Annotated in this window: 18 protein-coding genes; 10 read left to right on the top strand and 8 right to left on the bottom strand. The window is 70.8% G+C overall.

Annotated elements, in window-relative coordinates:
• Nucleotides 1-127 precede the first annotated feature (127 nt).
• Complete coding sequence (locus tag KOF26_RS09035; protein ID WP_216323477.1) at nucleotides 128-415, top strand: hypothetical protein; 288 nt, start codon at nucleotides 128-130, stop codon at nucleotides 413-415.
• A 95-nt stretch (nucleotides 416-510) separates the two neighbouring features.
• Entirely contained in the window at nucleotides 511-918 is a 408-nt protein-coding gene (locus tag KOF26_RS09030) for a hypothetical protein (RefSeq protein WP_216323474.1), read from the top strand.
• A 4-nt stretch (nucleotides 919-922) separates the two neighbouring features.
• Here KOF26_RS09030 and KOF26_RS09025 read toward each other — a convergent pair whose 3' ends face one another.
• From KOF26_RS09025 to KOF26_RS09015, 3 genes are read right to left on the bottom strand one after another with little or no spacing between them, the layout of a single operon-like run.
• Nucleotides 923-2,212, bottom strand: a complete 1,290-nt coding sequence (locus tag KOF26_RS09025) for an adenylosuccinate synthase (RefSeq protein WP_216323471.1) — start codon at nucleotides 2,210-2,212, stop codon at nucleotides 923-925.
• Nucleotides 2,213-2,219: 7 nt separating this feature from the next.
• Entirely contained in the window at nucleotides 2,220-3,350 is a 1,131-nt protein-coding gene (locus KOF26_RS09020) for an ATP phosphoribosyltransferase regulatory subunit (RefSeq protein WP_216323468.1), read from the bottom strand.
• Complete coding sequence (locus KOF26_RS09015; RefSeq protein ID WP_216323465.1) at nucleotides 3,351-3,686, bottom strand: endonuclease domain-containing protein; 336 nt, start codon at nucleotides 3,684-3,686, stop codon at nucleotides 3,351-3,353.
• Between the two features lie 52 nt (nucleotides 3,687-3,738).
• Between KOF26_RS09015 and KOF26_RS09010 the strand changes: the two genes are divergently transcribed.
• Nucleotides 3,739-4,359, top strand: a complete 621-nt coding sequence (locus KOF26_RS09010) for a CHRD domain-containing protein (protein WP_216323460.1) — start codon at nucleotides 3,739-3,741, stop codon at nucleotides 4,357-4,359.
• 51 nt (nucleotides 4,360-4,410) lie between these two features.
• On the opposite strand, the gene serA is transcribed toward KOF26_RS09010, so the two are convergent.
• Together serA and KOF26_RS09000 are read right to left on the bottom strand one after the other, a co-directional pair.
• On the bottom strand, nucleotides 4,411-5,988 hold the full coding sequence (gene serA / locus KOF26_RS09005; protein WP_216323458.1) for a phosphoglycerate dehydrogenase: 1,578 nt from the start codon (nucleotides 5,986-5,988) through the stop codon (nucleotides 4,411-4,413).
• Nucleotides 5,989-6,151: 163 nt separating this feature from the next.
• Nucleotides 6,152-7,303, bottom strand: coding sequence for a phosphoserine transaminase (locus KOF26_RS09000; protein ID WP_216323455.1), 1,152 nt, complete (start codon nucleotides 7,301-7,303; stop codon nucleotides 6,152-6,154).
• 173 nt (nucleotides 7,304-7,476) lie between these two features.
• On the opposite strand from KOF26_RS09000, the gene KOF26_RS08995 reads away from it, so the two are divergent.
• Nucleotides 7,477-8,160 carry an extensin family protein gene (locus KOF26_RS08995; protein ID WP_253201292.1) on the top strand — a complete coding sequence of 228 codons (684 nt, stop codon included), beginning with the start codon at nucleotides 7,477-7,479 and terminating at the stop codon, nucleotides 8,158-8,160.
• A gap of 51 nt (nucleotides 8,161-8,211) precedes the next feature.
• A complete protein-coding gene (locus tag KOF26_RS08990) occupies nucleotides 8,212-9,129 on the top strand; it encodes an LOG family protein (RefSeq protein WP_216323449.1) in 918 nt (305 codons plus the stop codon).
• A gap of 56 nt (nucleotides 9,130-9,185) precedes the next feature.
• Here the strand turns inward: KOF26_RS08990 and KOF26_RS08985 are convergent, their stop codons facing one another.
• Nucleotides 9,186-9,914: a c-type cytochrome gene (locus tag KOF26_RS08985; protein ID WP_216323445.1), complete on the bottom strand. Its 729-nt coding sequence runs from the start codon at nucleotides 9,912-9,914 to the stop codon at nucleotides 9,186-9,188.
• 147 nt (nucleotides 9,915-10,061) lie between these two features.
• On the opposite strand from KOF26_RS08985, the gene KOF26_RS08980 reads away from it, so the two are divergent.
• Complete coding sequence (locus KOF26_RS08980) at nucleotides 10,062-10,955, top strand: prephenate dehydratase (protein WP_216323442.1); 894 nt, start codon at nucleotides 10,062-10,064, stop codon at nucleotides 10,953-10,955.
• Between the two features lies 1 nt (nucleotide 10,956).
• Here KOF26_RS08980 and nudC read toward each other — a convergent pair whose 3' ends face one another.
• Both nudC and mutY read right to left on the bottom strand, forming a co-directional pair.
• Entirely contained in the window at nucleotides 10,957-11,823 is an 867-nt protein-coding gene (gene nudC, locus KOF26_RS08975; protein ID WP_216323439.1) for an NAD(+) diphosphatase, read from the bottom strand.
• A complete protein-coding gene (gene mutY, locus KOF26_RS08970) occupies nucleotides 11,820-12,860 on the bottom strand; it encodes an A/G-specific adenine glycosylase (RefSeq protein WP_216323436.1) in 1,041 nt (346 codons plus the stop codon). The genes nudC and mutY overlap by 4 nt, the downstream gene beginning before the upstream one ends.
• A 26-nt stretch (nucleotides 12,861-12,886) precedes the next feature.
• On the opposite strand from mutY, the gene KOF26_RS08965 reads away from it, so the two are divergent.
• The 4 genes from KOF26_RS08965 (at nucleotide 12,887) to KOF26_RS08950 (ending at nucleotide 18,471) form a co-directional block, all read left to right on the top strand.
• Complete coding sequence (locus KOF26_RS08965; protein ID WP_253201291.1) at nucleotides 12,887-13,456, top strand: DUF721 domain-containing protein; 570 nt, start codon at nucleotides 12,887-12,889, stop codon at nucleotides 13,454-13,456.
• Nucleotides 13,453-14,160 (top strand): DsbA family protein, encoded by a 708-nt coding sequence (locus KOF26_RS08960; protein ID WP_216323431.1) that lies wholly within the window; start codon nucleotides 13,453-13,455, stop codon nucleotides 14,158-14,160. Before KOF26_RS08965 ends, KOF26_RS08960 begins: the two co-directional genes overlap by 4 nt.
• A 23-nt stretch (nucleotides 14,161-14,183) precedes the next feature.
• The gene (locus KOF26_RS08955) at nucleotides 14,184-14,936 is read left to right on the top strand and encodes a DsbA family protein (protein ID WP_216323429.1); all 753 of its coding nucleotides are present in this window, start codon (nucleotides 14,184-14,186) and stop codon (nucleotides 14,934-14,936) included.
• Between the two features lie 136 nt (nucleotides 14,937-15,072).
• Nucleotides 15,073-18,471, top strand: a complete 3,399-nt coding sequence (locus tag KOF26_RS08950) for a chromosome segregation SMC family protein (protein WP_216324045.1) — start codon at nucleotides 15,073-15,075, stop codon at nucleotides 18,469-18,471.
• The last annotated feature ends 2 nt before the right edge of the window (nucleotides 18,472-18,473 follow it).

Genomic DNA, 18,473 nt, shown 5'->3' with positions numbered 1-18,473 from the left:
CAACCTTCGCCAAGTTGTCATCCATCGTCTCTTTCGTGCAACTTGCCCCGGTGACACTCGTTTTCTCTCCCAGACTTACCATCTCATAAACAAGGCCGCCCGAGCGGCCGTGTAGAGGAGAGACAAAATGCGTATCCTTCTTGGTATTACCGCCGCCGCTCTGGCTTTCCCGCTCGCCGCGCAGGCCCAGCCGGCGGAGCAGGCCGCCCCGGCAATGCCGCAGGACATGCCGATGGCGCAGTCTCCGGCGGATCAGTCTGCCCCGGCGAGCACCCCGGAGACCAATATGCCGTCGGGCCCGGATGCCCAGGCCGCGACCCCTGCGACCAGCAGCACCGGCGCTGCGACGTCGAGCGACACGGCGAAGCCGGGCAAGCACAAGCGCGACAAGACGGCCACTGAGCAGCCGCGCTAACCGATTGATGGCAGACCGGAAATTTTTAGGGCGCCGCCCGCGCAAAGCCGCTGGCGGCGCCCTATCTTTGGGCGGGGGCTTTGGAGATGATGCTCATGCATAGACAGATCATTCTGGCCGGCCTGCTCATCCTGCCGGCAATGGCCTCCGCCCAGCTCAACGGCGCCGGCCGCGTCGGCGGCACGGTTGGCGCCGGCGCCCCTGGCGGGACGGTCGGCTCGGGCGTCCCGGGTGGCAGCATCGCCGGGACCGCCAATGCCGGTGTCGGCGGTGCGGTCAATTCCACCGTCAACGGCACGCGGACGACCACGCCCGACGCGATGTCGCAAGGCGCGGCCGGCAGCGGGCTGCGCGTCGACAACCGCAGCAACCTCGTTCGGCCGGGAGCCAGCGTGGGAACCAATGCCGGCGGCGCCACCGTCACCACCCCGGCCACCGGACAGGGCGCGGACATCAACGCCGCGACAGGCGCCTCCACGCCGAGCGCGCCGCCGCCGCGTTAAGGCGTCAGTCCGCGAAGGGATCGCGGACGAGGATGGTGTCCTCGCGCTCCGGGCTGGTCGAGACCAGGGCCACCGGGCAACGGATCAGCTCCTCGACGCGGCGGATATATTTGATCGCCTGCGAGGGCAGCTCGGCCCAGCTGCGCGCGCCCTGGGTCGATGCGTCCCAGCCTTCGATGGTCTCGTAGATCGGCTCCACCGCGGCCTGATCGGCCGGATGCGGCGGCAGATAGTCATAGTCCCGCCCGTTGAGGTGGTAGCCGGTGCAGATGCGCAGTTCCTCGAGCCCGTCCAGCACGTCCAGCTTGGTAAGCGCGATGCCGGTGACGCCGGACACCGCGACGGCCTGGCGCACCAGCACCGCGTCGAACCAGCCACAGCGGCGCTTGCGGCCGGTGACGGTGCCGAATTCATGGCCTCGCTCGCCCAGCCGCTGCCCGATCTCGTCGGTCAGCTCGGTGGGGAAGGGGCCTGCGCCGACCCGCGTGGTGTAGGCCTTGACGATGCCGAGCACGAAGCCCGCCGCCGACGGCCCCAGCCCAGACCCGCCCGCCGCCGTGCCGGCGATGGTGTTGGACGAGGTGACGAACGGATAAGTGCCGTGATCGACATCCAGCAGCACGCCCTGCGCGCCTTCGAACAGGATGCGGCTGCCCTTGTGGCGGGCGTCGTTGAGCGTCGTCCACACCGGGCGTGCATAGGGCAGCACGGCGGGCGCAATCTCGGCGAGCTCGGCCATCAGCCGCTCGCGGTCGATCGGCGGCTCGCCGAAGCCGGCGCGCAATGCATCATGATGGGCAAGCAGGCGATCGAGTTGCGGCCCGAGCGAATCGAGGTGGGCGAGATCGCACACCCGGATCGCGCGGCGGCCGACCTTGTCCTCATAGGCCGGTCCGATGCCGCGCCGGGTCGTGCCGATCTTGCCGGCGCCGGAAGCATCCTCGCGCAGGCCGTCGAGATCGCGGTGGAAGGGCAGGATCAGCGGGCAGGTCTCGGCGACCTGCAGATTGTCAGGCGTGATCGCCACGCCCTGGGCGGACAGCTTCGCGATCTCGTCGCGCAGATGCCACGGATCGAGCACCACGCCATTGCCGATCACCGACAGCGTGCCGCGCACGATCCCCGAGGGCAGCAGAGACAATTTATAGGTCTGCTCGCCCACCACCAGCGTGTGGCCAGCATTGTGGCCGCCCTGAAACCGCACGACGATATCGGCGCGCGCCGACAGCCAGTCGACGATCTTGCCCTTGCCCTCATCGCCCCACTGGGCGCCGATGACGGTGACGTTGGCCATATGGTCCTTATCTTTCCTGAAGCGCGATGATGCTGGTGCCGTCCCAGCGATGGGTGCAGCCGAGTGCCTCGGCGTCGTCGGCCGTGGAGAGAGCGGCAATGGTGGCGCGGCCCGCGGCCCGGATCGCCGCGCCCGCCGCCTCTGCCGTGCCGAGCGGCAGGAACACGCGATCCCGCCTCACCTCGCCGATGCCGGCGTCGACGATCGTATCGAGATATAGGGAAAATCCTACCGCCGGCTCCTCCCGGCCATCGGCATGGACAATCGAATAGCTCCCGCCACGGCCGATTTCGGCGCGGGCGCGCGTTGTGAACAGGGAAAATCCTATCCAGCTCTGATATTCGAAGCCGTGGCGTTCGGTCGGGTCGAGGGTCACCGTCGCGCGCGGAGCGATCGCCGTGGCGATCTCGCGGATGGCGGCGATACGGCTGGTGAGAAGCTCGTGGCCGGGCAATGTGTCGAGCCGGGCGAGCGCCTCTTCGACGGGGCCGGCGGCGGCGATCAGCGGCAGATAGGCCTCGGCGCCGAGCGCGGGGAGCGCGCCGGCATCCTTGCCGTCAAGCTCCTGCATGAGCGCGTCGACCCGGTCCGCCGGCAGCGGCATCGGGCCGGAGGCGAGCAGCGCCACCAGATCGGGGAGGGTCAGGTCGACGGAAATGCCGGTGACGCCGGCATCCTCCAGCGCATCGAGCGCGACGCGCAGCGTCTCGACGACGGCGGTGACGTGATCCGTGCCGATGATCTCGCAGCCGGCCTGCATCATCTGCCGCTCCGGCCGAAGCTCGGAGCCGCGCACCTTCACCACCGGTCCGGCATAGCCCAGCCGCAGCGGCCGGGCGCGGTGGCCGAGGCGGGTGGCGGCGATGCGGCCGACCTGCGCGGTGATGTCCGGGCGGAGCGCGAGGGTGCGCTGCGATACGGGATCGACGACACGCAGCAGATCCTGCGGCCGTGTTGATTTCAGCCGCCCGACCAGCCCCGCCTCGAACTCGGCAAGCGGCGGCTCGACGAGATTATAGCCGTTGAGCGCGGCGGCGCGCAGCACCGCGGCACGCGCCCGGTCCAGCGCCTCCGCCTCGGGCGGCAGGCGATCACGGAAACCTTCTGGGAGAAGGGCGGGCGGAAAGGTGCTGGCCATTTAAGCCCGCTCCCCCGTCGGGGGAGAGGGTGGCGTGCGGGGGCCTAGCGGCGAGGGGCCAGGGCCCGGTCGGATAACCTGAGCTACCCCCTCGATATTCCCCATCACTTCAGCGTTCGTGAACCGGATCACGCGGTAGCCCATATCTTCCAAAAAGGCGGTATGGGCGGCGTCATAGCGTGTTTGCCGCCCATGTGTATCCCCATCGACCTCGAACACCAGCTTTTCGCTGCGCGCGGGGAAATCGACGATCTTGCAGCCGACGGCATTTGCAGACGAACCTGGCGGCGGCGTAACCTGTGTCGCGCAGCAACGCCGGAACGCTTGCTCACCCATGCCCCGCTCGGTTACCTTCGCCCACCGGGGGGCGTTCCAGTGGAGAGCACCCATGAAGCCATGGTATCTGGCGTCCGCCGCCTTGCTGTCCGCCGCTGCCGCGCAACCGGCCGCCGCGACCGTGCTGGTCTATGAGACGAACCTCGGCGGTGCCGCCGAGGCGCCGCCGAACGCATCGCCCGGGACGGGCTCGGCGATGATCAGCTATGACGATGTCGCCCGGACGATGCGCGTGCAGGTCACGTTCCAGGATCTGCTCGCCACCACCACCGCCTCGCACATCCATGTCCTTGCCAGCCCCGCCGCCGCGACGGGCGCGGTGGTGACGCAGACCCCGACCTTCCCGGACTTTCCCCTCGGCGTGACGGCCGGGAGTTACGACCGCACCTTCGATATGACGCTGGCGAGCTCCTACAATCCGAGCTTCCTCAGCGGGCCGGTTGCGGGCGGTTCGGTCGCGGTGGCCCTCGACTATCTGCTGCAGGGTCTGGCGGACGGCCGCGCCTATCTCAACGTCCACTCCGCGGCGTTTCCGGGGGGCGAGATTCGCGGCACGCTGCTGCCGGCGGGGGCCGGCGCCGTGCCGGAGCCGGCGAGCTGGGCGCTGATGATCGCGGGTTTCGGCGTCGCCGGCGTCGCGCTCCGGCGTGGCCGGCGCGCCCTCGCACTGTAATCGGGCGGGCTTGCAGCCCTCTCCCCCGCCTCGGGAGAGAGGGCCGCAGGCTCAGAACGCCAGCGCCATCGCCGTCTTCACGCCCGGCAGCTGGCGGACCTTGGCGAGCAGCGACTCGTCGAGCGCGGAGTCGACGGAGAGCAGCAGCACTGCTTCGCCGCCGGCCGCACGGCGGCCGAGGTGGAAGGTGCCGATGTTGACGCCCGCCTCGCCCAGCGTCGAGCCGAGACGGCCGATGAAACCGGGCGCGTCCTCGTTGACGATATAGAGCATGTGGCCGGCGAGATCGGCCTCGACCTTGATGCCGAACAGCTCGACGAGACGCGGCGCGGCATTGCCGAACAGCGTGCCCGCCACCGAGCGCTCGCCGTCGCGGGTCGCGACCGACACGCGCACCAGCGTATGGTAATCGCCCTCGCGGTCATGGCGGACCTCGCGCACGTCCAGCCCGCGCTCCTTGGCGAGGAACGGCGCGTTGACCATGTTCACCGTGTCGGAATGGACCCGCATGAACCCGGCCAGGACGGCGCCGGTGATCGGCTTCATGTTCAACTCGGCCGCCGCGCCCTCGGCCTCGACCGAGATGCCCGAGATCGAGCCGTGAGCGAGCTGGCCGACCAGCGAGCCCAGCTTTTCGGCCAGCGCCATGTACGGCTTCAGCTTCGGCGCTTCCTCGGCGGACAGGCTCGGCATGTTGAGCGCGTTGGTGACGCCGCCGGAGACGAGGAAGTCGGCCATCTGCTCGGCCACCTGAATGGCGACATTGACCTGCGCTTCCGTGGTCGACGCGCCGAGGTGCGGCGTCGAGATGAAGTTCGGCGTGTTGAACAGCGGCGAATCCTTGGCCGGCTCCTCGGCGAACACGTCGAGCGCGGCGCCGGCGATGTGGCCGGAGTCGAGCCCGGCCTTCAGCGCCGCCTCGTCGATCAGGCCACCGCGCGCGCAGTTGATGATGCGCACGCCCTTCTTGGTCTTGGCGAGATTCTCGGCGGACAGGATGTTGCGCGTCTGCTCGGTGAGCGGCGTATGCAGCGTGATGAAATCGGCCCGCGCCAGCAGCGTGTCGAGATCGACCTTCTCGACACCCAGCTCGATGGCGCGCTCCGGCGTCAGGAAGGGATCGAACGCGACGACCTTCATGCGCAGGCCCAGCGCGCGATCGGCGACGATCGAGCCGATATTGCCGGCGCCGATCAGGCCGAGCGTCTTGCTGGTCAGCTCGACGCCCATGAAGCGATTCTTCTCCCACTTGCCGGCCTGGGTGGAGGCGTCGGCCTCCGGCAGCTGCCGGGCGAGCGCGAACATCAGCGCGATGGCATGCTCGGCGGTGGTGATCGAATTGCCGAACGGCGTGTTCATGACGACGACGCCGGCGGCGGACGCGGCCGGAATGTCGACATTGTCGACGCCGATGCCGGCGCGGCCGACGACCTTGAGCTTCGTCGCGGCGGCGAGAACGTCCTTGGTCACCTTGGTGGACGAACGGATGGCGAGGCCGTCATAGTCGCCGATGATGGCGATCAGCTCTTCCTTGGTCTTGCCGGTGATCTCATCCACCTCGACCCCGCGCTCACGGAAAATCTGGGCAGCCTTGGGATCCATCTTGTCGGAAATCAGTACCTTGGGCATGGGAAATGTCCTCATGACAGGGGATATCGAATCTCCCTCCCCGTTCGTGCTGAACAGGCATTGAGCCTGTCGAAATGCCGTAGCGAAGAAGTCTTCGATACGAGGCTTCGACTGCGCTCAGCCTCTGCTCGGGGCGAACGGAAGAAGGGAAGGGCGCTCGGCCTCAGCCGCCGCGCGCGGTGTGGAACGCCCAGTCGAGCCAGGGCCCGAGCTTCACCACGTCGTCGGTCTCGATCGTCGAGCCGCACCAGATGCGCAGGCCGGCCGGCGCATCGCGATAGCCGGCGACGTCATAGGCGGCGTCCTCGGCCTCGAGCAGCGAGGCGATCTTCTTGACGAGCGCGGCCTTGGCCTCCTCGTCGAGGGCGATCGAATCGGCGAACTTCAGGCAGACGCTGGTGTTGGAGCGGATCGCCGGATCGGCGGCGAGATGCTCGACCCAGGGCGTCGCCTGCACCCACTGGTCGAGCGCCGCGGCGTTGGCGTCGGCGCGCGCGATCAGGCCGCCGAGGCCGCCTTCCTGCTGCGCCCATTCCAGCGCGAAGATGTAATCCTCGACCGCCAGCATGGAGGGGGTGTTGATCGTCTCGCCCTTGAAGATGCCCTCGATCAGCTTGCCGCCCTTGGTCATGCGGAAGATCTTCGGCAGCGGCCAGGCCGGCGTGTAGCTTTCCAGCCGCTCGACCGCGCGGGGGCCGAGGATCAGCACGCCATGCGCACCCTCGCCGCCGAGCGCCTTCTGCCAGGAGAAGGTGGTGAGATCGAGCTTGTCCCAGGGCAGCGCCTGGGCGAAGCAGCCCGAGGTCGCGTCGGCGAAGGTCAGGCCGCCGCGATCGTCGCTGATCCAGTCGCCGTCCGGCACGCGGACCCCGGACGTGGTGCCGTTCCAGGTGAAGATGACGTCGCTGTCCTGGTCGACCTGGGTCAGGTCCGGCAGCTCGCCATAGGGCGCCTTGATCACGATGGGGTCGAGCTTGAGCTGCTTGACGGCGTCCGTCACCCAGCCTTCGCCGAAGCTTTCCCAGGCAAGGGTCGTCACCTTGCGGGCGCCGAGCATCGACCACATCGCCATCTCGACCGCGCCGGTATCGGAACCGGGGACGATGCCGATGCGGTGGGTGTCGGGAACCTGCAGCACCTTGCGCGTCAGGTCGATCGCATATTGGAGGCGGCTCTTGCCGAGCTTGGAGCGATGCGAGCGGCCGAGCGATCCGGCGGCGAGCTTCTCGGCGGCCCAGCCGGGCGGCTTGGCGCACGGGCCCGACGAAAAATGCGGACGAGCCGGCTTCACGCCGGGGCGGGGGAATTCCGTCATGTAATCTCTCCTCACAGAGAGCGCGCGCTGCGTTGGGACAGCGTGGCCCGCCGACGGCTTTAGCGGCTGGCCCGGCGGCGTCAACCAACGCGAGGTTAATTTTCGGCACGACCATGGCTAGACTGGGAACCGAGTCAGGGCGACCCTCGGCCCGGGCGGGCCTTGCGGAGGAGTTGGATATCGGTGTTGGCGTGCGTTCGTCCGGGTTGATCATTGCCGTTCTGCTCGCGCTGCTGGTGGCGGCGTGCGTCGGGCCGGGCGGCCGCGCGCCGGCGCCGCCGCGCCGCCCGGCACAGCCGGCCAGACCGGTGCCGCCGGTCGCCGACGATCAGGCGATGCGGCAATGTTTCGTCGATCTCGCCCACAAGGACGCGCGTTATACGCGGCTGCCGGACCGCGACTTCGGCAATGGCTGCTCGGCGATCGGCACCGTGAAGCTGCTCGATATGGGCATGCCGACCACCAATCTCGGGGCGATGACCTGCCCGCTTGCCTCCAAGCTGATCGAGTGGACGCAGGAGGCGCTGCAAAAGGCCGCCCAGGCGTGGCTCGATTCGCCGATCGCGCGGGTCGACAGCTTCGGCACCTATAATTGCCGGCCGATCGCCGGCACGACTCACCTGTCGCAGCACGGCCGTTCCAACGCGGTCGACATTTCCGGCTTCGTCCTCGCCAACGGCCGGCGCATCACCGTGCTCAATGACTGGAACGGGCCGGACGAGAATGCCCGCAACTTCCTGCGCGCGGTGCGCGCGGCGGCGCGCCGTCGGTTCAACATCGTGCTCGGTCCCGATGCCAATGCCGACCACCGCAATCATCTCCATTTCGACATGGGGCCGGGGCATGCCTGCCGTTGAGCGGAGCCCGGGCATGGGCTAAGGCCCGCCGCTTTCCTCGGGGTGTTGTGCATGAGCGACAGGATGGACGTGCCGAAGCGGGTGTTCCGCCCGGCAAAGCAGGATGCCGAGACGGCACGGGCCAGCACGCCGCAGCCGGCCACCGTCCATCCCGCCTACAAGCTTGCCTTTCAGGACGACGAATTCCTGCTGCGCGACGATCTGCGGCCGGTGCGCTTCCAGCTCGAGATGCTGAAGCCCGAGCTGCTGATGAACGAGGCGCGGATCGGCTCCACCTTCGTGTTCTATGGCTCGGCGCGAATCCCCGAGCCGTGCAAGGCCGACACCATCGTCGAGGCGGCGCGGACCGACACCCAGCGCGCCATCGCCGAGCGCCTGCGCGGCAACGCCCATTATTATGAGGAGGCGCGCAAGCTCGCCCGCATGGCCAGCCAGGCGCCCGACGACGAAGAGGGACGTCGCCAGTTCGTGGTCTGCTCGGGCGGCGGGCCGTCGATCATGGAGGCGGCGAATCGCGGCGCGGCCGATGTCGGCAAAAGCTCGATCGGGCTCAACATCGTGCTGCCGTTCGAACAGGCGCCGAACCCCTATGTCACGCCGGACCTGTCCTTCCAGTTCCACTATTTCGCGCTCAGGAAGATGCACTTTTTGCTAAGGGCCCGCGCCGTGGCGGTGTTTCCGGGCGGATTCGGCACGTTCGACGAGATGTTCGAGCTGCTGACGCTGGTCCAGACCGGCAAGATGGCGCGTCTGCCGATCCTGCTGTTCGGCCGCGAGTTCTGGGAGCGGGTGGTGAACTGGGAGGCGCTGGCCGAGGAAGGCGTGATCTCGCCTCAGGATCTGCGCCTGTTCCGCTTCTGCGAGACCGCGGAGGAGGGCTGGGCCCGCGTCCAGGGCTATTGGTCCCGCGCGGATGCCGGCACCATGTATCAGGGCACGCGCGGCGCGAAAAAGCAGGTCGAAGGATAAGAAAAAGGCCCCCTCCCCGACGGGGAGAGGGCCTGTCCTTGTCCGGTGCGGACGGCTTACTTCTTGTCGCGTTCCTGCTTGGCGGTGCCGGTGACGGCCGGAGCGCCCTCGCCGCCGATCGTGCCGGCGGGATTGGCTGCGGCCTGGCCCTCGGTGACGACCGGCTGGGTCTTCGCGCCCTCGCCGGCGGTGTTCTCGCCGGGCTTGGCTCCCGCGTCGGTGCCGGCTTCGGCGGCAGGCGCTGCGGCCGGCGCGGCCGGCATCGGCTTCGGCGCATCGCTATGCTGGTTGAGGAAGGCGATGACGTCGGCGCGATCCTCGGGCTTGGAAAGGCCCGCGAAGGTCATCTTGGTGCCGGGCGCGAACGCCTTGGGGCTCTTCAGCCACGCGTTGAGGCTGTCCCAGTCCCAGTTGCCGCCCTTGCTCTTGAGGGCATCGGAGAAGGCGAAGCCGCCCGCACCCTGGCCGATGCCCTCGCCGGGCACGTTCCACAGGTTCGGGCCGAGTGCATTCGGGCCGCCCTTGTCGGCATTGTGGCACGCGGCGCACTTCTTGAAGACCTGCTCGCCCTTCGCCGGATCGGCCTTGGCGAGATAGAAGGCGATCGGCTGCTCCGCCTCGGCGGCGCCGCCGCCTTCACCTTCCTCGACCACGCCTTCGACGACATAGCCCATCTTCTCGGGCCGCTCGGCCCGGAAATACTCGCCCGTCACGATCGAAAGGCCGAGCGCCACGATGCCGCCTGCCAGTGCCCATCCGGCTATCGTGTTCGTCCGGTCGTCCATGCCCAGTCATGCCTCCAGCGGCCCGCTCACCCCCTAAGTGGCGGGAAATCGTCGGCTCCATAGAAGGCGCCGCGCGGTACCGCAAGGCCAAGGAAATGCCGGCGTGGCTTGCGGCCTGCCCTGCGCATCGCCTAACGCCGCTTGCCAATGGAGAGATATCCCCTTCCCGCCCAGGCGCTGGTCGCCGAGTTCGCCGCGCGCGCCGCCGCCGATTCGCCGCGCGCCGTCGCCTTTCAGGGCGCGCCCGGCGCCAATTCGCACATCGCCGTCGCCGAGGCATTCCCGGGCAGCTTGCCGTTGCCCTGCTTCAGTTTCGAGGACGCGCTCGAAGCGGTGAATGACGGGCGGGCAGGCTGCGCCATGATCCCGATCGAAAACTCCCTGCATGGCCGCGTCGCCGACATTCACTTCCTGCTGCCGGAAAGCGGGCTGACCATCATCGGCGAGCATTTTCTGCCGATTCGCTATTGCCTGATGGGCCTGCCCGGGGACGGCGCCATCGCCCAGGCGATGAGCCACCCGCAGGCGCTGGGCCAATGCCGCCGCTGGCTGCGCGGGCGCGGCATCAGCCCGCTCTCCTATCCGGACACCGCCGGTGCCGCCGCGCGCGTCGCGGAGATCGGCGACCCCGGCATCGCCGCCATCGCGCCGCGCCTCGCTGCCGAGCTTTACGGCCTCGAGATCATTGAGGAGGGGCTGGAGGACGACGCGCACAACACGACGCGCTTCGTCGTGCTGGCGCGCAACGGGCCGATGCCCGCGGTCACGGAAGGCCCGATGATGACCAGCTTCATCTTCGCGGTGAAGAACGTGCCGGCCGCGCTCTACAAGGCGCTGGGCGGCTTCGCCACCAACGGCGTCAACATGACCAAGCTGGAAAGCTATCAGGGCGGCGCCAGCTTCTCGGCGACGGAATTCTTCTGCGACGTCGAAGGCCATCCCGAGGAGGCGCATGTCGCCCGCGCCATGGACGAGCTGCGCTTCCATTCCAAATGGGTGCGCGTGCTCGGCACCTATCCGCGCGCCCGGGTGCGGGGCTAGCTCAGCCGTCCAGCCACATCCGGAACAGGCTGTGGGCGATGGCATAGGCGGGCGGCGGATCGAAGGGCGCGCCGGGCAGCTTCGCCAGCGCGGCCTCGACGCCGGCGCGATCGACCCACATCGCGTGATCAAGCTCATGGCGGTCGATGGTGAGCGCGTCGTTGGCGGTGCGCGCCACGCAGGCGATCATCAGCTGCGACGGGAAGGGCCAGGGCTGGCTGGCGAGATAGCGGATGTCCGTGGCGAGGATGCCGGCCTCTTCGTGCAGTTCGCGCGCCACCGCCTCCTCCACCGATTCGCCGGGCTCGACGAAGCCCGCCAGCGCCGAATAACGCCCTGGCTTCCACGACGCCTGACGGCCGACAAGTACGCGGCCACGATGCTCGGCGAGCATGATCACTACCGGGTCGACGCGCGGGAAATGCTCCGTGCGGCAGCGCGGGCAGCTTCGCGCCCAGCCGCCACGGATCGGCGCCGTCTCGGCCCCGCAGCGCGCGCAGAAGGGGTGGCGGGCATGCCAGTCGATCAGGCTGCGCGCGGCGGCATAGGTGGCGGCCTCCTCAGGCGGCCAGGCGTCGAGCAGCTCCATCATCAGCGGCGAGCGCTGCGCGCCGCCGGGGATGCCGCTCAACGCCACGAAGCGCGGGCTCCCGCCGATCAGGCCGAGCAGCGCGAGGAACGCACCCGGCGGCGCTTCGTCGAGTCCGCCCCAGTCGAGCAACCCGTCCGGCCCCACCACCGGATCGATGCCATCCATGCGAAGCAGCCGCGCTCCCGCATCGGCGCGCGCGGCGGCGAGCGCGGCGGGGTCCTGGCGGATCGGATCGGCGCGATCGAGGGCCGAGCCGGTGAAGCCGGGGCGGGTCATGCGATCTCCATCAGCGATCGGGCGCGTTCTGCGGCCTTGGCAAACACGGTGGGCAGGCCGGCCTCGGCCAGCCGCTCGACCGGCCACCATTGACCGGCGATCGTCCGTTCGCCGGTCAATGCGGTGACGACGCGCAGGTCGAGCGCGAAATGGGTGAAGACATGGGCGATATGGCCTGCGTCGCGCCACCCGGCCTCGGCCGGCGCCCCGGCCAGGCCGGGATCGTCTGCGGTCCAGGGCCCGCTCGGCAGCGCCAGCATGCCGCCGAGCAACCCCCTCGCGGGCCGCCGGCAGAGCAGCACCTCGCCGTCCCGCTCCAGCCAGAATGCGGTGCCGCGCCGTTGCGGACGCGCCGCCTTCGGCGCCTTCACCGGAAAGCGCGCCGGATCGCCGGTGGCGCGGCCGGCGCACATCGTCATCAGCGGGCAGATCGCGCAGGCGGGCTGGCGCGGCGTGCAGATGGTCGCGCCGAGATCCATCATCGCCTGGGCGAAATCGCCGGTGCGCCGGGCAGGCGTCAGGCGGTCGGCAAGGGCATGCAGCCGGGGCCGGGCGGCCGGCAGCGCTTCCTCCACCGCGAACAGCCGCGCCACCACCCGCTCGACATTGCCATCGACCACCACCGCGCGCCGGCCGAAGGCGATCGCCGCCACCGCCGCCGCTGTGTAGCGGCCGATGCCGGGCAACGCCCGCAAGCCTTGCTCGCTGTCCGGAAACCGGCCGCCATGGTCTTTCGCCACGGCGCGCGCGCAGGCGAGGAGATTGCGCGCCCGGGCATAATAGCCAAGGCCGGCCCAGGCGGCCATCAGCTCTCCCTCGTCAGCGGTGGCGAGCGCCGCCACATCCGGCCAGCGCTCGGTGAACCGCGCGAAATAGGGGCGCACGGCGGCGACCGTGGTCTGCTGGAGCATGATCTCGGACAGCCACACGCGATAGGGATCGGCCGGCGGCGCGCCCGGAGGGGCACGCCATGGCAGGGCCCGGGCGTGAACGTCATACCAGCTGAGCAGGGCAGGAGCGGCCCCATCGACGGACATGGGGCGCCTATGGCATGGAGGCGGCGATGACGGAACCGGCCCCGCGCAAGACCCGTGTGAAACGTGCCCCCGGCACGACGACCGCCGCCGCGGCCGAGGCGCCGCGCGCGGGCTATGCCCGCGCCGTTGCCGATATCGTGCCGGCGATCGGCGATGCCGCGTTCCGCCGCTTCGGCTTCGTGCAGTCGGCGGTGGTCAGCCGCTGGGGGGAGATCGTCGGCGAGCGCTATGCCGGCGTGTCGACGCCCGAATCGATCCGCTTCCCGGCCGGCAAGCGGCAGGACGGCGTGCTCTCCCTCGTCGTCGAGAGCGCGCATGCGCCGATGATGCAGCACGTCGCCCCGGTGATCGTCGAGCGGGTCAACCGCTTCTTCGGCTATGCCGCGGTCGGTCGCGTCGCCATCCGTCAGGGCGCGGCGGCGAAGCGCCCGGCCCGCCGCCCGGCCCGTCAGCCCGATGGCCCGGTTCCGGCGGAACTCGGCGAAAGCCTGAAGGCGATCGCCGATCCTGAGCTGAAGGCGGTGCTCGAATCACTCGCGCGCGGGCTGGTCGAGGCGCCGCCCGTGGTGCCGCTGAAACTGGGAAAGATTGGATGAAGCTGCGTTTCCTTGCCGTCGCCGCCCTCACCATTGTCGCCGCCGCCCCCGCGGATGCCGCACAGGCGCCGCGCCGGCAGGCCGCTGCCCCCGCCGCGCCCGCGCAGACCGACTGGATGAACCGCGTCACGCTGACCCCACAAGGCGGCTTTCAGCGCGGCAATCCGGCCGCGAAGGTGAAACTGGTCGAATTTGCCTCGTTCACATGCTCGCACTGCGCCGCCTTCCAGGCCGAGTCGCGCGACGGGCTGGGGGCGCTGATCCGCTCCGGTCAGGTCAGCCTCGAGCTGCGCAACGCCATTCGTGATCGCTTCGATCTCGCCGCTGCCCTGCTGGCGCGCTGCCAGGGGCCGGGCGGATTCTTCCGGGCGGCCGACGCGATCTTCGCCAATCAGCCCGAATGGCTGAGCCGCGCCAGCTATTTCCCCGAGCCCACCGAGAGCGCGTCGATGGCCGACGCGCTGACCAGCATCGCGCGCGGCATCGGATTGGACAAGATCGCCGCCCCGGATCTGCCGGCGGCGCGCGTCGCCGCCTGCATCGCCAGCGCGCCCGAGCAATCCCGCCTCGCCCGCATGCGTGACGAGGCGTGGAACGAACTGCGCATTCCCGGCACGCCGGCCTTCCTGCTCAACGGCACGCTCGTCGCCGATGCGGCAAGCTGGCAGGCGTTGGAACCGGCGGTACGCGCTGCGCTCAAATGATTTCGTCCACGAGAGGAAGTGACGTGAAGACATTCGATTATCGCCTTGGCCTCGCCGCCATCGCCCTGATCGTCGCCGGCTGCGACAAGAAGGCGGAGACCCCGGCTGGCGGCACGCCCACCGCGGCGGCGGGCCCGGTCGCGGCCAATGCGCCGGCCGGCGGCTGGACCGAGACGGCGACGACCACCCCCGAGGGCGGCTTCCTGCTGGGCAATCCGGCCGCGCCCGTGAAGCTCGTCGAATATTCCTCGATGACCTGCCCGCACTGCGCCGCCTTCTCGACCGAGGCGATGCCGGCGCTCAAGGCCAATTACATCGCCAGCGGCAAGGTCAGCCTGGAAATGCGCAACTTCGTGCGCGACCCGGTCGACCTCGCCGCGGCGCTGATCGCGCGCTGCAATGGCGCGCCCGCCTATTTCAAGATGACCGAGCAGCTCTACGCCTCGCAGATGGACTGGATCGGCAATTTCCAGAAGCTGACGCCCGCCGATCAGAGCGCGATCGGAAACCTGCCGCAGGACAAGCAATACGCCGCCCTCGCCAAGGCCGGGGGCCTCGATCGCTTCGCCGAGGAGCGCGGGCTTCCCGCCGACAAGGTCGCCCAGTGCCTCGGCAACCTCAAGGAGCGCGACCTGCTCGTCGAGATGAACCGGAAGGCCGTCGAGGACATCAAGCTCGAGGGCACGCCGACCTTCCTGATCAACGGCCAGCTGGTCCAGGGCGCCTATGACTGGGCCTCGCTCGAGCCCAAGCTGAAGGCCGCGGTTGGCTCCTGACGACGGGTCTGAGGATGCGCCCGACGGCGCGCCGCCGCTCCGGCCGAGCGCCTCGCCCGACCGCACGGCGGCGATTGTCGACGGGCGGTCCGGTGGCGGCGGCGCGGAAAGCGGCCCCTCCCGGACAAGCTCGGCGATGCGCATCCGGCGGCTGAAGCTCGCCGGCTTCAAGAGCTTCGTCGATCCCGCCGAACTGCACATCCATCCGGGGCTGACCGGCGTGGTCGGCCCCAATGGCTGCGGCAAATCCAATCTGCTCGAGGCGATTCGCTGGGTGATGGGCGAGGGCTCGGCGCGCTCCCTGCGCGGCGGCGCGATGGACGACGTCATCTTCGCCGGCACAGCCCAGCGCCCCGCGCGCGATTTCGCCGAGGTGTCGTTGCTCGTCGACGGCGCCGGCGACGAGGGCGAGGCGGAGGTCGTCCGCCGCATCGAGCGCGGCGCCGGCTCCGCCTATCGCATCAATGGGCGGGACGTGCGCGCCAAGGACGTGTCCCTGCTCTTCGCCGATGCCGCCACCGGTGCCCACTCGCCGGCGCTGGTCAGCCAGAACCGCATCGGCGCGGTGATCGCCGCCCGCCCCGCCGAGCGGCGCCAGATGCTGGAGGAGGCGGCCGGCATCGCCGGCCTCCATGTCCGCCGCCGCGATGCCGAGCAGAAATTGCGTGCGACCGAGGCCAATCTCAGTCGCGTCGACGAGCTTCTGGGCGAGATGGAAGGCCGCGCCGCCGCCCTCCGCCGCCAGGCCCGCGCCGCCGAACGCTATCGCGCGCTGACCGAGGCGGTGCGCCTTGCCGAGGGACGGTTGTTGTTCGCGCGCTGGCGTGATGCCGCCGCCGCCGCCGACCGCGCGCGTGTCGAAGCGGAACAGGCGACGGCGATCGTCGCCCGCGATGCCGAGGGACAGCGCGCTGCCGCCGCCCATGACGTCGCCGCGCGGGAGGCGCTGGCGCGGGCCAGGGAAGCGGGCGAGGCCGCGCGCGAGCGGGCGAGCGATGCCGCCCATGGTCTCGCCAGCCTCAGGCAGGAGCGGGAAGGACTGGATCGGCGCCTTGCCCAGCTCGGCCAGCTTGCCGAGGCGCTGGCCCGCGATCGTGCCCATGAGATCGCCCAGACGGCCGATGCCGAGGGTTGGCTCGCCCGGCTCGCCGAGGAGGAGGCTCTGCTCGGCCGCCGTCTCGCCGAGGCGGAGGCGGGCAGCATGGCCGCCGCCGAGGCGCTCGCCGCCGCCGCCGCCGCGCTTGGCGATGCGGAGACCGCACACGCCGCCAGCGTCGCCGAGCAAGCTGCCGCGCGTGCCGAGGCGCGGGTCGCCGCCGCCGCCGCCGAGGCCGCGCGGCGCCGCGTCGAGCAGGTGGAGGCGCGGTCGGCGGCGATCGCGCGCGAACTGGCCGCGCTGGAGGACGCCGGCCCGCTGGTCGCCGGCCGCGATGCCGCGCTGGCCCGTCGTGCCGCCGCGCTGGCCGATGGCGAGGCGGCGGCGCGGGCGCTGGCCGAGGCCGAGGCGGCGCAGCAGGCAGCCACGGCCGCGCGGGATGCCGCCACCGCGCGCGCCGCCGCCATCGCCGCCACCCGCGCCGCGCTGGAGGCCGAGGCCCGGGCCGTGGCGCCGCCGCGCGCCGCCGCCGGCCCCGCCCGCGCGCTGGATCAGATTCGCGCCGCCCCCGGCTATGAGCGGGCGCTGGCCGCCGCTCTGGGCGACGATCTCGCCGCCCCGCTCGGCCCCGGCGGCTGGCAGGGTGCCGCCGTCGAGGCTTCCGATCCGGGCTTGCCGGACGGCGTGCCGGCGCTGGCGGCGCACGTCACGGCGCCGCCGGAGCTGGCCCGCCGACTCGCCCAGATCGGCGTCGTCCCGACGGACAAAGGCTGGCGGCTCCGCGCCGGCCAGCGCATCGTCACGCTCGACGGCAGCTTGCGCCGCTGGGACGGGCTGGTCGCCCGGGGCGGCGGCGCTGCGGCAGCCGAGCGGCTGGTCCGCGCCAATCGCCTCGCCGCGATCGAGGCGGAGCTGCCCGGCGTGCGCGCCGAGGCGGAGGCGGCCGCCGCCACCCAGTCGCGCGCCGCCTCGGCGCTGGCCGGCGCCGCGGGCCAGATTCGCGCCGCGCGCGAAGCCGCCGAACGCGCGGCCGAGGTGGCCCGCGCTGCCGGGCTCGATGCCGATCGCGCCACCCTCGCGCTGGAGCGGCTCGCCGCCCGCCGGGACGAGCAGCAGCTCAACGCGGCCCTCGCCGGGGCGGAGCGCGATCAGGCTGCCGCTGCGCTCGATCAGGCGTTGGCCGCCGAGGCGGCGCTGCCCGATCCCGCCGCGCTCGACGTGCGCGTCGCCGCGCTCTCCGCAACCGCCGCCGCGGCGCGGGCGGCGGCCGCCGACCGCCGCGCCGAGGCCGGCATGCGGGCCATGGCCGTAAGTGGCGACCGCGAGCGGCTGACGCGCATCCGCGGCGAGTCGGACGGTTGGCGCAAGCGCGCGGCGAGCGCGGCCAGGCGCGCCGCCGAAATGGCCGAACGGATGGCGAAGGCCGACGCCGAGCGCACCGAGCTCGCCGATCGGCCAGCCGTGCTCGACGCAGCGATCGCCGCCGCCGAGACGGAGGAGGCCGGCGCACGCGCGCTCGCCCAATCGACCGGCGAGGCGATGCTGATCGCCCAGGCGGCCGCCGGCGACGCGGAGCGACGGGCCACCGCCGCCGGCGAGACGCTGGCCGCAGCGCGCGAAGCGCGCGCCGCCGCCGAGGCGCGCCGCGAGGCGACGGAGGCGCGGCGCACGGAGCTGAGCCGGGCGGCCGGGGAGCGGTTCGACTGTCCGGGTCCGGCGGTGCCCGACAAGCTCGGCTTTGCCGGCGCCTCGGTCGGCGTGGCGTCGGACGAGCAGGTGCTGCTCGAACGCGCCACCGCGGAGCGCGAGCGGCTCGGCCCGGTGAACCTCGTGGCCGATCAGGAATTGTCGGAACTGGAGAGCGGTCGCGATCGCATGGCCGCCGAGCGCGACGAGTTGGGCGCCGCCGTCAACCAGTTGCGCGGCTCGATCGGCAGCCTCAATCGCGAGGGGCGCCAGCGCCTGCTCGCCGCGTTCGAGGCGGTCGACGGGCATTTCCGGCGGCTGTTCACCACCCTCTTCGAAGGCGGGCAGGCGCATCTCGAGCTGGTCGATTCGGACGATCCGCTGGAGGCGGGGCTGGAGATCATGGCCCAGCCGCCGGGCAAGAAGCTTGCGGCGCTCACCTTGCTGTCAGGCGGCGAGCAGGCGCTGACCGCAGTGGCGCTGATCTTCGGCCTGTTCCTCACCAATCCGGCGCCGATCTGCGTGCTGGACGAGGTCGATGCACCGCTCGACGATGCCAATATCGAGCGTTTCTGCGGCTTGCTCGATCGCATGGCCCGGGAGACGGACACGCGATACCTGATCGTCACCCACAATGCGGTGACGATGGCGCGGATGCACCGGCTGTTCGGCGTGACGATGGTCGAGCGAGGGGTCAGCCGGCTGGTCTCGGTCGATCTGGGCGGCGCCGCGCGGCTGCTCGCGGCCGAATAGCC

It is taken from the genome of Sphingomonas quercus (assembly GCF_018863195.1).
Classification (GTDB): domain Bacteria; phylum Pseudomonadota; class Alphaproteobacteria; order Sphingomonadales; family Sphingomonadaceae; genus Solisphingomonas; species Solisphingomonas quercus.
The sequence above is the reverse complement of the archived record's forward strand: the minus strand, read 5'-3'. Positions and strand labels throughout refer to the sequence as shown.